This window comes from Amycolatopsis sp. NPDC051716, assembly GCF_040681595.1.
Taxonomy (GTDB): Bacteria; Actinomycetota; Actinomycetes; order Mycobacteriales; family Pseudonocardiaceae; genus Amycolatopsis.
On sequence record NZ_JBFAZA010000034.1, the window covers coordinates 12840 to 27473 of the forward strand.

A 14634-nucleotide genomic window follows, 5' to 3' on the forward strand; every position below is an offset into this window, starting at 1 on the left:
AAAATTCGGCAGGAAACTGAAGGTTCTTCATGAATTTCGGCCGGTCCCGGGAGGTCCTTCGCGTGCACCGGCGCGGGTCGGCGACGCCGTGCCGGGATGCGGCGCAGCACGGCCGGATGGGCTGCGAAACGCGGAAGCGGCCCGTCCCCACCCAGGGAACGGGCCGCTTCCGGGAAACTCAGGCGGGCAGGTCGATCAGGTCCGCCAGCCGGGCCCGGTGCCGGCCCGGGGTGCCGAGGGCGAGCTCGTCGGCCTTGGCGCGCTTGAGGTACAGGTGCGCCGGGTGCTCCCACGTCATCCCGATGCCGCCGTGCAGCTGGATCGCCTCCTCCGCCGCGTGCACGGCGATCGGGGCGTTGCGGGCCTGGGCCACCGCCACCGCGATCGGCACGTCGGTGCCCGTGGCCAGCGCGTCCGCGGCGTTGCGGGCCGCCGCGCGGGCGAGGACCAGGTCCGTGTACAGGTTCGCCAGCCGGTGCTTGAGGGACTGGAACCCGCCGACCGGGCGGCCGAACTGGTACCGGCCCTTGAGGTAGGTCACCGTCTCGGTGAGCGCCCACTCGGCGACGCCCGTCTGCTCCGACGCGAGGATGCCCGCCCCGAACAGCAGCGCCTGCTCCAGCGCCGCGGCGGCCTCCGGCCCCGAGGCGACCAGCGTGGCCGGGGCGTTGTCCAGGACCACGTCGGCCACGCGCCGCGTCAGGTCGAACGACACCAGCTCCGACACCGTCGCCGCCGACGCCTCGACCACGTACAGCGCCGGCCCGTCGGGGCCCGCGGCCGGGACGACCAGCAGGTCCGCCACCGACGCGTCGGCGACCGTGCCCACGCGGCCGCGCAAAGTGCCGTCCGCGGCCGCCGTCACCGACGACGGGAAGCCCGCGCCCGGCGCCGTCGACAGCGGCACCGCCAGCGCGCCGATCGCCTGGCCCGCCGCGAGCCGGCCGACGAAGTCACGCGCGCCGGCGTGCACCAGCGCCGTCGTCGCCAGCACGACGCTGCCGAGGAACGGCACGGGCGCGACACTGCGGCCCAGTTCTTCGGCCACCACGGCGACTTCGCGGGCCGAGGCGCCGTGGCCGCCCAGTTCCTCCGGCACCGCCAGCCCGGCCACGCCCACCTCGTCGGCCAGCGTGCGCCACAGCTTCAGGTCGTAGGGCTCGGCCGTCTCGACGCGCGCGAGCAGGGCTTCGGCGCCGGCCTTGGCCTTGAGCAGGTCGCGGACCGAGGCGCGCAGGTCCTCTTCGACCTCGGAATACAGCAAATCGGTCATCGGGGGAGGTCCTTCCAGGCGACGTCCTTGTCGACGCGCGGCTCCGAGGGCAGGCCCAGCACGCGCTCGGCGATGATGTTGCGCAGGACCTCCGAGGTGCCGCCCTCGATGGAGTTCCCCTTCGCGCGCAGGTAGCGGTAGCCGGCTTCGCGGCCGGTGAAGTCGACGATCGCCGGCCGCCGGAACGTCCAGTCGTCGTAGGCCAGGCCCTCTTCGCCGAGCAGTTCGACCTCCAGGCCGGTGAGCGCCTGGTTCAGCTCCGAGAACGCGACCTTCATGGCCGAGCCCTCCGGCCCGGGCGCGCCCGCGGTCAGCTGCTGGCGCAGCCGGGTACCGGCCAGCCGCAGCGTTTCCGCCTCGACCCAGTGCCGGACCAGGCGGTCGCGCAGCTCCGGCGTGCGCAGCTCGGGCCGCTCGCGCCAGGTCTTCGCGACGATCCCGATCAGGCCGCCTTCGCGCGGCTGGACGTACCCGCCGATCGCGACGCGCTCGTTCATCAGCGTCGTCTGCGCGACCTTCCAGCCCTCGCCGACCGCGCCGAGGCGCTGGGTGTCCGGGATGCGGACCTCGGTCAGGAACACCTCGTTGAACTCGGCCTCGCCGGTGATCTGGCGCAGCGGCCGCACCTCGACGCCGGGGGCGGTCATGTCGCACAGGAAGTACGTCATGCCCTGGTGCTTCGGCACGTCCGGGTCGGTGCGGGTGACCAGGATCGCCCACTGCGACTCGTGCGCGCCCGACGTCCACACCTTCTGGCCGGTGACGATCCAGTCGTCGCCGTCACGCACCGCCCGGGTGCCCAGCGCGGCGAGGTCCGAGCCGGCGCCCGGCTCGGAGAACAGCTGGCACCACACCTCCTCGCCGGTCCACAGTGGACGCAGGAAGCGCTCGCGCTGCTCCGGCGTGCCGAAGGCGAGGATGGTGGGCGCGGCCATGCCGAGGCCGATGCCGATCCGGCGCGGGTTGTTGTCCGGCGCGCCCGCCGCGGTGAACACTTCGTCCACGGCGGACTGCAGTGCGCGCGGCGCGTTCTGCCCGCCGAGCCCGGCGGGGAAGTGGATCCAGGCGAGCCCGGCGTCGAACCGGGCCCGCAGGAAGTCCATGCGGTCGGTGGACGCGGGGTCGTGCGCCGCCAGGAATTCGGTGGCCTGGCGGGTCAGGTCTTCGGCGGTGACAGTCACTTCGCGCCCTCCGAGAGGTACTTCTTCAGTTCGCGCCGGGCCAGCGAGCGCTTGTGGACCTCGTCCGGCCCGTCGGCCAGGCGCAGCGTGCGGTTCCCGGCCCACATCGCGGCCAGCGGGAAGTCCTGGCTGACCCCGCCCGCGCCGTGCACCTGCACGGCCTTGTCGAGGATCCACTCGACGGTGATCGGGGTGGAGATCTTGATGGCCTGGATCTCGGTGTGCGCGCCCTGGTTGCCGACGGTGTCCATCAGCCACGCGGTCTTGAGCACCAGCAGCCGCTGCTGCTCGATCTTGACGCGCGATTCGGCGATCCAGTCCTGCACCACGCCCTGCTGGGCGATCGGCTTGCCGAACGCCTCGCGCGAGATCGCGCGGCGGCACATGAGCTCCAGCGCGCGCTCGGCCATGCCGATGGCGCGCATGCAGTGGTGGATGCGGCCCGGCCCGAGCCGGGCCTGGGCGATGGCGAACCCGTCGCCCTCGCCGGCGATGAGGTTCTCGACCGGCACGCGGACGTCTTCGAAGAGCACTTCGGCGTGGCCGCCGTGGTCGCTGTCGTCGTAGCCGAAGACGTGCATGCCGCGCTTGACCGTGACGCCCGGTGTGTCGCGGGGGACCAGGATCATGCTCTGCTGCTTGTGCGGCGCGGCTTCGGGATCGGTCTTGCCCATCACGATGAAGATCTTGCACGCGGGGTTCATCGCGCCGGAGATGTACCACTTGCGGCCGTTGACGACGTACTCGTCGCCGTCACGCCGGATGGCCGTCTCGATGTTGCGGGCGTCGGAGGAGGCGACGTCCGGCTCGGTCATCGCGAAGGCCGAGCGGATTTCCCCGTTCAGCAACGGTTCCAGCCACTGCTTCTGCTGCTGCTCGTTGCCGAACATGGTCAGCACTTCCATGTTCCCGGTGTCCGGCGCGGCGCAGTTGAGCGCGGTCGGCGCGAGCCGGATGCTGCGGCCGGTGATCTCCGCCAGGGGCGCGTACTGCAGGTTCGTCAGGCCCGCGCCGTGGTCGCCGGGGAGGAAGAAGTTCCACAGGCCGCGCTTGCGGGCCTCGGCTTTGAGCTCCTCGACGACCGGCGGGATGGCCCACGGGTCGTCGCGTTCGGCGAGCTGCTGCTCGAACACCGGCTCGGCGGGGTAGATGTGCGAGTCCATGAACTCGAGGAGCCGCCCGCGCAGCTCCTCGGTCTTCTCGTCGAACGCGAAGTCCATTTACTTCTCCTCTTTGAGAATCTCGTTGCCGTGCGCGATGAGCGGCGCGACCCCGGCACCGACGCCTTCGAAACCCGCCCCGACCGTCTGGCCCTTGCTGAAGCGGTAGTAGATGCCTTCCAGGATCACGGCCAGCTTGAAGAACGCGAAGCTGACGTACCAGTCCAGCTGCGAGACGTCCCGCCCGGACAGCTCGGCGTAGCGGGCGACGACCTCGTCGGTGCCCGGGTAGCCCGGCGCCGAGCTGGCGTTGGACACGAACGGCAGCGACACCTTGTCGCGCTCGGCGTAGGCCACCAGCAGCGCGAGGTCGGTCAGCGGGTCGCCCAGCGTCGACATCTCCCAGTCGAGCACCGCCGAGATCCGGTCGTCGCCGTCGACCAGGACGTTGTCGAGGCGGTAGTCGCCGTGGATGATCGACGGCTCCCCGGACACCGGCACCGCCGCCGCGAGCCGGTCGTGCAGCTCGTCGACGCCCGGGAGGTCGCGGCTGCGGGAGGCGTCCAGCTGCTTCTTCCACCGCCGCAGCTGCCGTTCCAGGAAGCCCTCGGGGCGGCCGAAGTCGCCCAGCCCGACGGCGGCCGGGTCCACCGCGTGCAGGTCGACGAGCGTGCCGACCAGCGCGTCGGCCATCGCCCGGGTGCGGTCCGGGCCGAGTTCGCTCAGCTGGTCCGCGGTCCGGTAGGGCGTGCCCTCGACGAAGCTCATCATGTAGAAGGGTGCCCCGAGGACGTCGGGGTCTTCGCAGAGCAGCAGCGCTTCGGGCACCGGCACGGCGGTGTCGCGCAGGCCGGAGATCACCCGGAACTCTCGGCTCATGTCGTGCGCGGTGGGCAGCACGTGCCCGAGCGGCGGGCGGCGCACCACCCAGCGCGACCGGCCGTCGCCCACCACGTAGGTGAGGTTCGACCGGCCACCCTCCACGACGTCCGCGGTCAGCTCGCCGGCGGCCATCCCGGGCCGGTGTGCCTCCAGGTGGGCGCGCAGGCGGCCCAGGTCGAGTCCTGGCGGGTTCATGCGGCCTCCTCAAACTCCATTCCGGGGAGCATACCGACTGGTCGGTATGTCGTACAGTGGCCCGGCCGGGGAGCACCCCGGCCGGGTGGTCACGCCAGGAACCGGGTGACCCACTCGGCGACGCAAGCGGGCTTCGCTTCGCCGTCGATTTCGACCGTCCACTTCGACACCGCCTGCTTGCCGCCCGGGATGTCGGTGATCTCCACCAGCTCCGCCCCGGCGCGCACCTTCGAGCCGACCTTCACCGGCTGCGGGAAGCGGACCTTGTTGAGGCCGTAGTTGATGCCCATCCTGATGCCGTCGACCCGGTAGATCTTCGGGCCGAACGCCGACAGCAGCGACAGCGTCAGGAAGCCGTGGGCGATGGTGCCGCCGAACGGGCCCGCGGCCGCCATCGGCTCGTCGACGTGGATCCACTGGTGGTCGTCGGTGGCGTCGGCGAACTGGTTCACGCGCTCCTGGGTGATCGTCAGCCACTCGCTGTACCCGAGGTGCTCGCCGGCTGCGGCGGCGAACTCGTCGAGGGTGCCGAATACGCGCATGTGCTCAGTCCTTCGGTCCGCCGGCGACGTAGATGACCTGGCCGGAGACGAACCCGGCGCCCTCGCTGACCAGGTACGACGCCAGGTTGGCGATGTCCTCGGGCGTGCCGACGCGCTGCACCGGGATCTGCGACGCGGCCGCCGCCTTGAAGTCCTCGAAGCTCATGCCGAGCCGCTCGGCGGTCGCCGCGGTCATGTCGGTGGCGATGAAGCCCGGTGCGATCGCGTTGGCGGTGACGTTGAACTTGCCCAGCTCGATCGCGAGGGTCTTGGTGAAGCCCTGCATGCCGGCCTTGGCGGCGGCGTAGTTGACCTGGCCGCGGTTGCCCAGCGCCGAGGTGCTCGACAGGTTGACGATCCGGCCGTACTTCTGCTCGGTCATGTGCTTCTGCACCGCGCGGGTCATCAGGAAGGAGCCCTTGAGGTGCACGTCGAGCACGGAGTCCCACTCCTGCTCGGTCATCTTGAAGATCAGGTTGTCCCGGGTGATGCCGGCGTTGTTGACCAGCACGACCGGCGGCCCGAGCTCGTCGGCGACGCGGGCGACGGCCGACTCGACCTGCTCGGCGTCGCTGACGTCGAGGGCGACCCCGACGGCCTTGCCGCCCTTGGCGACGATCGCCTCGGCGCCCTGCTTGACGCCGGCCTCGTCCAGGTCCAGCAGCCCGACGGCGAAGCCGTCATCGGCCAGCCGGGCGGCCACGGCGGCGCCGATGCCGCGGCCGGCACCGGTGACCACGGCGACGCGGGAAGGGGAATCGGTCACGGGGGACCTCCTCGTCGTTGAGAAACGGGCTCGTGCCCGCGAGCCTACTAAGCGGTTGGTCACTTGGCGATACGCGGGAGGAGATCCCGATGTGACGTAGGCACGCGCAGGAGCTTAGCCGGGCCGGCGGCGCGAAGCCGCCTGCTCCGGGTGGGGGAACCGGTTCGGGTGGGGTGATCGGCTCCGCTACTTGTGATGTTCAGGGACGTTGTCCCGAGTTGAGGTGACCCGGTGACGGCCTGTCCGCTGACAGGTGGCCCGGTCCAGATCGCCGATCGGCTCGGCCTGCTCGCATCCACGGCGCACGCGGTGCTGGTGCGCTGCCGGATCAACCGGCTCTCCCGGATCGACCGGGCCACCGGCAAGCCGCTGCGCCGCTACGAACACGACCGTCCCGGCTCGCTGATACCGGGCAAGCCCGCAACGCCTACCACAACCCCAAGATCGGGACCGGGTTCGTGCACACGGTTCTCGTCGACCCCACAGCTCAACCGGCGGCAAGCCACCGGTCACCCGGCTGACCGACCTCCCTGGACAGCACAGCTACTCGAACACCCCGTAGCCCGCGACGGCGTGGGCCCGGACGCCGTCCAGGTCGAGTTCCACGCCGATGCCGGGCGTGTCCGGAAGCGTGATGTAGCCGTCCTTGACGATCGAGCCGCTTCCGTCGGGGGCGTGGACGTAGCTGTCCCACACCGCGCGCTCCTCCAGGGCGTGCCATTCCTGGACGAAGAAGTTGGGGATCGCCGCGCACTGGTGCGACGTGGCCATCGTGCCCAGCGGCGTCGACACCAGGTGCGGGGCGAACGGGATGTAGTGCAGCTCCGCGAGGTTGGCGATCTTCTTGGCCTCCGCGAGCCCGCCGCACTTGGGCACGTCCGGCTCGATGACGTCCACGGCGCCGCGTTCGAGCAGCTCGCGGAACCCCCACCGCAGGTAAAGGTTTTCTCCGGCGCAGATCGGGGTGCGGGTCTGTTCGCGCACGCGCACCAGCGCGTCGACGTTCTCCGCCGGCAGCGGCTCCTCGAGCCACATCAGGCGGAACGGCTCGAGCTCCCAGGAGATCCGGCACGCGCTCGGCACGTCGTAGCGGGCGTGCAGGTCGATGGCCAGGTCGACGTCCGGGCCGATCGCGTCCCGGACCGCCGCCACGCGCTCGACCATCGAGCGCAGTTCGGCGGCGTTGACCGTGTGGTTGAAGGCGTCGAACTTGGCCGGGTGGTGCAGGTCGTCGATGTCGAACTTGAGGGCGGTGAAGCCTTCGGCGACCATCCGCTGGGCCCGGTCGACGCACCCGGCGACCGAGCCCGCCGGGTCGTCGCCGTCGCCGCAGTCGGCGTAGAGGCGGATGCGGTCGCGGAACTTCCCGCCGAGCAGCCGGTGGACCGGCTGCCCGGCGGCCTTGCCCGCGAGGTCCCACAGCGCGAGCTCGATGCCGGACAGGGCGATCACGAACACCCCGCTCTGCGCGCCCGCGAAAACCTTGCTGCGGCGCAGTTTTTCCCAGCACCGCTCGACGTTGCGCGGGTCCTCGCCGATCAAGAGCGGCGTCAAGGACCGGATCATCCCGACGACGGCACCCGCGCCGGCGTCGGGATTGGCTTCGCCGAACCCGCTGAGGCCCTCGTCGGTGTCGATCCGCACCAGGGTGGCCTGACCGTGGTAGGCCACCACCGCCGTCGTCACGTTCACGATCCGCATTGCTCTCCCGCCGCCGGGTAGTGCCGAAAAACGGACTGTCGCGAAGTCCAACTTGTCCTATAAGCTGATGACATGCCAAGGAGACAAGAGTCTCCGGACGCTGTCAAGGTCCGGACTCTTCCGGTGCAGGTGGCGGCCCACCTGACCCGGCGCATCGTCAGCGGCGAAATCGAAGACGGCCGGGCGCCGTCGGAACTCGAGATCTCGAGCGAGTTCGGGGTGTCCCGCGTGGTGGCGCGGGAGACGCTCAAGATCCTCGCCTCGCTCGACATCGTCGACGTCGCGCAGGGCCGCCGCGTCGTCGTGCGGCCGCGCGCGGAGTGGGATTACCTGAACCCGTTGCTGATCGAGTGGCTGCCCGCGGAGCTCGTCGACGAGCTGCTGCAGGAACTGCACCAGATGCGCGCGCTGCTCGAGCCCGAACTGGCCGCCATGGCTGCGGCCAGCATCACCGACGAGACGCTGGAGCGGCTCCGGGGCGAGATCGGCCGCATGGCGGCGCTCGAGGCGGATCCCGAGGCCTACCTCGAGGTCGACCACGAATTCCACATGGAGATCTGCCGGGCGGCCGACAACCGCATCCTCGACCGGATCATGTACTCCGCCCGCTGGCTCGGCACGGCCAGCCGGCGCGTCACCAACGAGGCGCCGGCCGGGCTGCGCCGCGCCACCGCCCAGCACACGGAGATCTACGAGGCCCTCGTGGCGCGCGACCCGGCAGCGGCCCGCGCGGCGATGCGCACGCACTTGAGCAACAACTACTCCACGCTCCTCGCGGAGAAGGGGCAGCGAAGCAAGCGGGCCGCCAAGCGGCGTTAGGACACTGCACGACCGAGCTCCGCCAACCGTTGACGAGGACGGACGAGGCATGGCAGCACCGGTGATCCCGCCGATCCGGCTGGGGCTGATCGGCACCGGCCTCGCGGTCGAAAAGCTGCACTGGCCGGCGTTGCGCGGGCTCGCCGACCGGTTCGCGGTCACCGCGTTCACCGACTCCTCCGCCGAGCAGGGCAGGCGGTTCGCCGGGTACAGCGGGACCGATCCGGCCCGGGCCGTCGCCGGCCGGGCCGCGCTGCTCGCCCGCGAAGACGTGGACGCCGTGCTGATCTCGGTGCCGATCCCGCACCTGTACGAAGTGGCGCGAGACGCGCTCACGGCCGGCAAGGACGTGTTCTGCGAGAAACCGGCCGGTGCCGACGCGGAGCAGGCCGCGGCCTTCCTCGCCCTGGCGGCCGGGCACCCGGACCGCACCTTCATGGTGGGCGAGAACTACTTCTACCGCGACGACCTGCGTTACGCCCGCGCGTTGCTCGACGAAGGCGCGATCGGCCGCCCGCACCTGATGGCGTGGCGGTACGCCGTGCGGTCGGTGCCCCGTGCGGGCGGGTTCACCGGCACGCCGTGGCGGCAGCGGCCGCAGTACCGCGGTGGCGTGCACCTCGACTTCGGCGTGCACCACATCGCCCAGATCCGGCTGCTCTGCGGCGACATCGCGCGGGTGCACGGTGCCGTGCAGGCGGCCAACAGCACGATCGACGCACCGTCGGACCTCGCGCTCAACCTCGTCTTCGCCGGAGGCGCCATCGGCAACTACACCGCGTCCTTCCCCGACATCCCGGTGCCGCCGGAACCCAACGAAATGCGGCTGTACGGCACCGAGGGCGTGCTCGTGCTCGCCGGATCCGAGCCGGAGTGCCGCGTGACGCGCAGCGGCCCCGACGCCACCACCCACACGACAGTCTTCCGCGGCAGCGACAACGGCTACCGCGCGGAGCTCGTCGACTTCGCCGACGCCGTGCAGTTCGGCGTGCGGCCGGTCGGCAGCGTTGCCCAAAGCGTGGCCAACGCGCTGGTCGTCCAGCGGGCGTTCGACTCCGCGGAACGGGCGGCCGCGCTGGCGCTCGACCCCGTGCCCGGCGCGGGCCCGGTGCCGCTGTGGCGGCCCCGCGGATCGACCGGGCTGTTCGACGGCCTGCCAGGACAACGCATCAGCAGTTCGGCGTCCTTCGCCGCTTGAACGACCCACAGCTCGACAGACACACAGCTCGGTAGCCCCACAGCTTGCTGGACCCGCAGCGCGGCACTCGCCCCGCTGCCCCGCCGGTTGCACCGTCGCCCCGTCGGTATGAGGAGTTGTCATGGAAGAGAACACGGACTGGTCGAGACGCTCGTTCCTCGGGCTGAGCGCGCTGGGCGTGCTCGGTCTCGCCGGCTGCGGGAGCGGTCCCGCCCCCGCGCCGCAGGTCGACGTCCAGGTGCCGAAGGCGCTGCTCGACCAGGCAGCCGCGCTCCGCGGCGGGTCGGTGGGGATGCTCTCGCAGAAGCTGTACGCGGAGGCCGCCAACAAGGCGCTGGACAAGTCGCTGCAGGTGTTCGCCTCCGCCACCGGCACCACGGTCCGCAACGACCTGGTCTCCGGCGACGCCGGCGACATGGTCGCGAAGATGGACGCCGACGTGAAGGCGGGCACCGCCCGCGATCTGGCTTTCGTGAGCGACCGGCGGTTCGTCGGCCAGCTCCACAACCTCGGCGCCCTCACCGATGTCACCGACGTGGTCACCGAGATGAAAGCGCTTTACGGCGAACCGGCGACGGAGGCGAACGACTACTGCGTGTTCGACGGCCGCTGGTTCGCGATCCCGTACCACTTCATCGCGTCCGGGATGTACCTGCGCAAGGACTGGTACCAGGAAAAGGGCCTCCCGCTCAAGCCCCACTACACGTGGGAAGAACTGCGCGACAACGCGCTGGCGGTCTCCGACCCGGCGAAGCGGCGGTTCGGCTGGGGGCTCACGGTGAACCGCTCCGGCGACGCCAACGGCTTCATCGCGAACGTCATCAACACCTACGGCGGGGCGATCGCGGACAACACCGGCACGAAGGTGGTGTTCAACTCGCCGGAGACCGTCGCCGCCGTCACGTTCATCGGCGACATCTACACGAACCCGAAGTACAAGCCGATGCTGCCACCCGGGATCGGGAGCTGGACCGACTCGAGCAACAACGAGAACTGGCTGGCCCAGATCCTCGGGCTCACGCTCAACCAGTTCAGCGTCTACGCCGACTCTAAGACCAAGAAGAACCCGGTGTACGCCAACACGCACGTGTTCAACGGCGCCACCGGACCGGCGCTCGACCGGCCGCTGGCGTACGGCGAGTCCAACTCGTTCGTCGTGTTCAAGGGGGCGAAGAACCCCGCCCTCGCCAAGCTGGTGGCGAAGTTCATGGTCGGCGGGAGCGCGCTGCTGGGGGTCGCGAAGGAAGCACCGTGCCTGGTCAACCCCTCGTGGGACAAGGTGTGGGACTCCGACCCGTACTATACGAGCGGTGATCCGGCCTTCCCCGCGTTGCGGGAGCAGACCCGCGCGCAACTCCCGGTGACCACCAAGACCGGCTACGCGTTCCCCCAGACCCCGAGCCCCGGCGAGCAGGCCGCGACCGCCGCCTACCTGCTGACCGACATGATGCAGTCGGTCATCCAGGGCACCCGGCCGGCCGACGCCGTCGCCGCGACCCACGGCCGGATCGTCCAGATCTTCGAGCAGCAGGGCTACCGGCAGTGACCGTCCTCCGTCCGAAAAGGACACCCCCGGCGCCGGTCCGCCCGGCGCCGGGCGGGTCGTCCTCGCTCACGCCGACGCAGCGGCGGCTCGGGCGCGACTGGCGCCTCGCCGCCGTGTTCATCGGGCCGACGCTGGTGCTGGTGGCCGGCCTGATCCTGGTCCCGATCGTCAGCTCGGTCCTCACCAGCGTCACGGAGCGCCACGGTGCGGAGACGGTCTTCGCCGGGCTGGACAACTACACCGCCCTCATCGACGACGCCTTGTTCCACAAGGGTGTGCTCAACTCGTTCGTCTTCACCGCCTACGCCGAGATCTTCAAGGTGGTCTTCGGGCTCATCGCGGCGTTGATGCTGCACCAGATGCGCCGCGGCCGGGCGATCATCGCCGGGGTGATCCTGCTGCCGTGGGTGATCCCGACGGTCGTCACGGCCTTCACCTGGCGGTCCCTGCTCGACCCGATCTTCGGCAGCGTCAACGTCCTGCTCACCGACTCCGGGATCGGGCCGGCGCTCGCGGCGATCGGGCTTGTCGACAAGTGGCCCGCGGAGTGGCTGTCGGACCCCGCGCTCGCGATGCCGGCGGTCATCCTGGTCAACGTCTGGAAGGGCATCCCGTTCTTCACTGTGACGTTCCTCGCCGGGCTCAAGGCCATCGACGCCAACCTCCACGAGGCGGCGATGGTGGACGGCGCTTCGCCGTGGCAGCGCTTCCTGCACATCACGCTGCCCGGCCTGCGTCCGGTCATGATCGTGACGGTGCTGCTGTCGTCGATCTGGACGTTCAACAACTTCGACCTGATCTGGCTGATGACCCAGGGCGGCCCGGGGGACGCCACCGCCCCGTACGTGATGGTGGCCTACTCGAAGGCCATCCAGCAGCTGCAGCTGGGCGCGGGCGCCGCGGTCACGCTGGTGATGCTGCCGATCATCGCCGTGCTCGTGGTGATCCTCGTGCGGATGATGCGCCGCAGCGACCAGCCGGGCGCGGCCGACCTGGGGCGCCGGCGGCTGACCGACGCCCAGCGCAAGGCGCTGCCATGGGTGATCGTCGCGGGCTCGGTGCTCGTGCTGGTCTGGGCGTCGCCGCAGATCGTGGGGAAGGCCGCGCTCGTGCTGGGCGTGTTCGTGGTGCTCGCGGCCGCGGTCGGCCGGGTCGTCTCCGCGTTCGCCGCGCGCGGCAACCGGCTGGCGGCCCGCCTGGTCGCCGGCGGCGGCTCGGGGGTGGCGCTGGTGGGCCTGCTGGGGTTCGTGCTCGCCCCGATCTACTGGATGACGGTCACGGCCTTCAAATCCGACGACCAGATCGTCGCGCGCACCGACGACCTCTGGCCGACCCCGTGGAGCACCGAGCAGTTCACCAACCTGTTCACGGGCAAGGCGTTCGGCACCTGGTACCTCAACACGATCCTGGTGTCGGTGGCGTCCACCGTGATCGCCCTGGTCTGCGCGGCGCTGGCCGGCTACGCGCTGGCCCGGCTGAAGTTCCGGGGTTCGGAGAGCTTCACGGTGACGATCCTGCTCACCTACGTGATGCCGGGCGCGCTGCTGTTCATCCCGCTGTACCAGCTGATGAGCGGGATCGGGCTCAACGATTCGTTGTGGTCGCTCGTGCTCGCCTACCCGACGTTCACCCTGCCGTTCGCGACGTGGCTGCTCGTCGGCTACTTCAAGTCGATCCCGGCCGACCTCGAAGAAGCCGCGCTGGTCGACGGCTGCACGCGGTTCGGGGCGTTCCGCCGGATCGTGCTGCCGCTGGCGAAGCCGGGCCTGCTCGCGGTCGCGCTGTTCACGCTCACCAACGCGTGGAACGAGTTCCTGTTCGCCTTCGTGTTCATCACCAAGGACGGCTACAAGACGCTGCCCGTCGGCATGCAGTCGATGATCTTCGGTGACGTCGTGCCGCAGGGGCAACTGGCCGCGGCGTCGCTGCTGATCAGCATCCCGGTGGTGCTCATGTACGGCTTCGGGCAGCGGTTCCTGACCGAGGGCCTCACCGCGGGGGCTGTGAAGGGATGAGCGCCATCACGGAGGAGCACGTCGCCACGGCGTCCCGGCCGAGCGACCTGCGCATCACCGACCTGCGGGTGGCCAACGTGGCCGGCGTGCCGTTCCGCTCGTCGATCATCCGGATCGACACCAACCAGGGGCTGGCCGGCTACGGGGAGGTGCGCGACCAGGCCAGCGCGACCTACGCGCTCGTGCTCAAGAGCAGGCTCGTCGGGGAGAACCCCTGCAACGTCGACAAGATCTTCCGCAAGATCAAGCAGTTCGGGTTCCACGGCCGCCAGGGCGGCGGCGTCTCCGGCGTCGAGATGGCGCTGATGGACCTGGCGGGCAAGGCCTACGGAGTGCCCGCGTACGCGCTGATCGGGGGCCGGTTCCGGGACGACGTCCGCTGCTACGCGGACACGCCGTCGCTGCCCGACCCGCACGCGATGGGCGCCCGGCTGCTCGAGCGCAAGCAGCGCGGGTTCACGATGCTGAAGATGGACGTGGGCATCGACCTGCTGTGGGACGTGCCGGGGGCGCTGATCGCGCCGCCCGGCGCCCGCGAGGACGTCACGACGATGCACCCGTTCACCGGCATCCAGGTCACCGCTCGCGGCGTCGAGCACTTGGTGTCCTATGTGGACATCGTTCGGTCCGTGGTCGGTTACGACGTCGCGCTCGCCGCCGACCACTTCGGCCACATCGCCCTCGACTCCGCCATCCGGATCGGCCGTGCGCTGGAACCGTTCACGCTGGCGTGGATCGAGGACCTGATCCCGTGGCAGCTGACCGACCAGTGGCGGCAGCTCACCGAGGCCGTCGCCGTCCCGACGTGCACAGGGGAGGACATCTACCTCCTGGAAGGCTTCCGGCCGCTGCTGGACGCCGGTGCCATCCGCGTCGTGCACCCCGACCCGGCGACGGCGGGCGGCATCGCGGAGACCAAGCGGCTCGGCGACCACGCGCAGGAGCGCGGGATCGCGATGGCGCTGCACCTGGCGGCGTCCCCGATCGCGACGATGGCCTGCGTGCACCTGGCCGCCGCCACGGAGAACTTCCTCGCCCTCGAACACCACGCGGCCGAGGTGGACTTCTGGAGCGACCTCGTCACCGGCCTGCCCCGCCCGCTGATCCGCGACGGCCACATCACCGTGCCGGACACCCCGGGCCTGGGGTTCGGCGACCTCGACGAGGAGTTGCTGCGCCGCCACCTCGACCCGCGCGACCCGGTGTTCTTCGCGGAGACGTCGCATTGGGACAAGGAGTCGAGCCACGATCGGCTGTGGAGCTAGTGTCGCGCGTCGCAAGTTGTTTGGCGTCCGGGAAGAGCGCCCCAATGTGGCCTTCGGTGCGTTGAACGCACCGAAGGCCGCCTTGGGTGCG

The 14634-nt window shown here is 70.6% G+C and carries 12 protein-coding genes and 1 pseudogene; 6 read left to right on the top strand and 7 right to left on the bottom strand.

Annotated elements, in window-relative coordinates; translation table 11 throughout:
* Positions 1-178: 178 nt before the first annotated feature.
* The 6 genes from AB0M30_RS35730 to fabG form a co-directional block, all read right to left on the bottom strand.
* Positions 179-1273 carry an acyl-CoA dehydrogenase family protein gene (locus AB0M30_RS35730; RefSeq protein ID WP_364593305.1) on the bottom strand — a complete coding sequence of 365 codons (1095 nt, stop codon included), beginning with the start codon at positions 1271-1273 and terminating at the stop codon, positions 179-181.
* On the bottom strand, positions 1270-2454 hold the full coding sequence (locus AB0M30_RS35735) for an acyl-CoA dehydrogenase family protein (protein ID WP_364593308.1): 1185 nt from the start codon (positions 2452-2454) through the stop codon (positions 1270-1272). Before AB0M30_RS35735 ends, AB0M30_RS35730 begins: the two co-directional genes overlap by 4 nt.
* The gene (locus tag AB0M30_RS35740) at positions 2451-3674 is read right to left on the bottom strand and encodes an acyl-CoA dehydrogenase family protein (protein ID WP_103337825.1); all 1224 of its coding nucleotides are present in this window, start codon (positions 3672-3674) and stop codon (positions 2451-2453) included. The genes AB0M30_RS35735 and AB0M30_RS35740 overlap by 4 nt, the downstream gene beginning before the upstream one ends.
* Positions 3675-4691, bottom strand: coding sequence for a phosphotransferase family protein (locus tag AB0M30_RS35745; RefSeq protein WP_364593311.1), 1017 nt, complete (start codon positions 4689-4691; stop codon positions 3675-3677). It lies immediately after the preceding gene.
* 89 nt (positions 4692-4780) lie between these two features.
* Positions 4781-5233 carry a MaoC family dehydratase gene (locus AB0M30_RS35750; protein WP_013225005.1) on the bottom strand — a complete coding sequence of 151 codons (453 nt, stop codon included), beginning with the start codon at positions 5231-5233 and terminating at the stop codon, positions 4781-4783.
* A 4-nt stretch (positions 5234-5237) separates the two neighbouring features.
* Entirely contained in the window at positions 5238-5999 is a 762-nt protein-coding gene (fabG, locus tag AB0M30_RS35755) for a 3-oxoacyl-ACP reductase FabG (protein ID WP_364593313.1), read from the bottom strand.
* A 255-nt stretch (positions 6000-6254) separates the two neighbouring features.
* On the opposite strand from fabG, the pseudogene AB0M30_RS35760 reads away from it, so the two are divergent.
* Positions 6255-6478, top strand: a pseudogene (locus AB0M30_RS35760) (IS481 family transposase); the annotation flags it as partial.
* 64 nt (positions 6479-6542) lie between these two features.
* Here AB0M30_RS35760 and AB0M30_RS35765 read toward each other — a convergent pair.
* On the bottom strand, positions 6543-7700 hold the full coding sequence (locus AB0M30_RS35765; RefSeq protein ID WP_103342008.1) for a mandelate racemase/muconate lactonizing enzyme family protein: 1158 nt from the start codon (positions 7698-7700) through the stop codon (positions 6543-6545).
* Between the two features lie 72 nt (positions 7701-7772).
* Here AB0M30_RS35765 and AB0M30_RS35770 point away from each other — a divergent pair, with 72 nt between their 5' ends.
* From AB0M30_RS35770 to AB0M30_RS35790, 5 genes are all read left to right on the top strand, one after another.
* Positions 7773-8519 (top strand): FCD domain-containing protein, encoded by a 747-nt coding sequence (locus AB0M30_RS35770; RefSeq protein WP_360183090.1) that lies wholly within the window; start codon positions 7773-7775, stop codon positions 8517-8519.
* 49 nt (positions 8520-8568) lie between these two features.
* The gene (locus tag AB0M30_RS35775; RefSeq protein ID WP_364593317.1) at positions 8569-9717 is read left to right on the top strand and encodes a Gfo/Idh/MocA family oxidoreductase; all 1149 of its coding nucleotides are present in this window, start codon (positions 8569-8571) and stop codon (positions 9715-9717) included.
* Between the two features lie 121 nt (positions 9718-9838).
* Positions 9839-11263 carry an extracellular solute-binding protein gene (locus AB0M30_RS35780; protein ID WP_364593320.1) on the top strand — a complete coding sequence of 475 codons (1425 nt, stop codon included), beginning with the start codon at positions 9839-9841 and terminating at the stop codon, positions 11261-11263.
* A complete protein-coding gene (locus tag AB0M30_RS35785) occupies positions 11260-13278 on the top strand; it encodes an ABC transporter permease subunit (protein ID WP_364593323.1) in 2019 nt (672 codons plus the stop codon). Before AB0M30_RS35780 ends, AB0M30_RS35785 begins: the two co-directional genes overlap by 4 nt.
* Positions 13275-14543: a mandelate racemase/muconate lactonizing enzyme family protein gene (locus AB0M30_RS35790; RefSeq protein ID WP_364593326.1), complete on the top strand. Its 1269-nt coding sequence runs from the start codon at positions 13275-13277 to the stop codon at positions 14541-14543. The genes AB0M30_RS35785 and AB0M30_RS35790 overlap by 4 nt, the downstream gene beginning before the upstream one ends.
* Positions 14544-14634 lie beyond the last annotated feature (91 nt).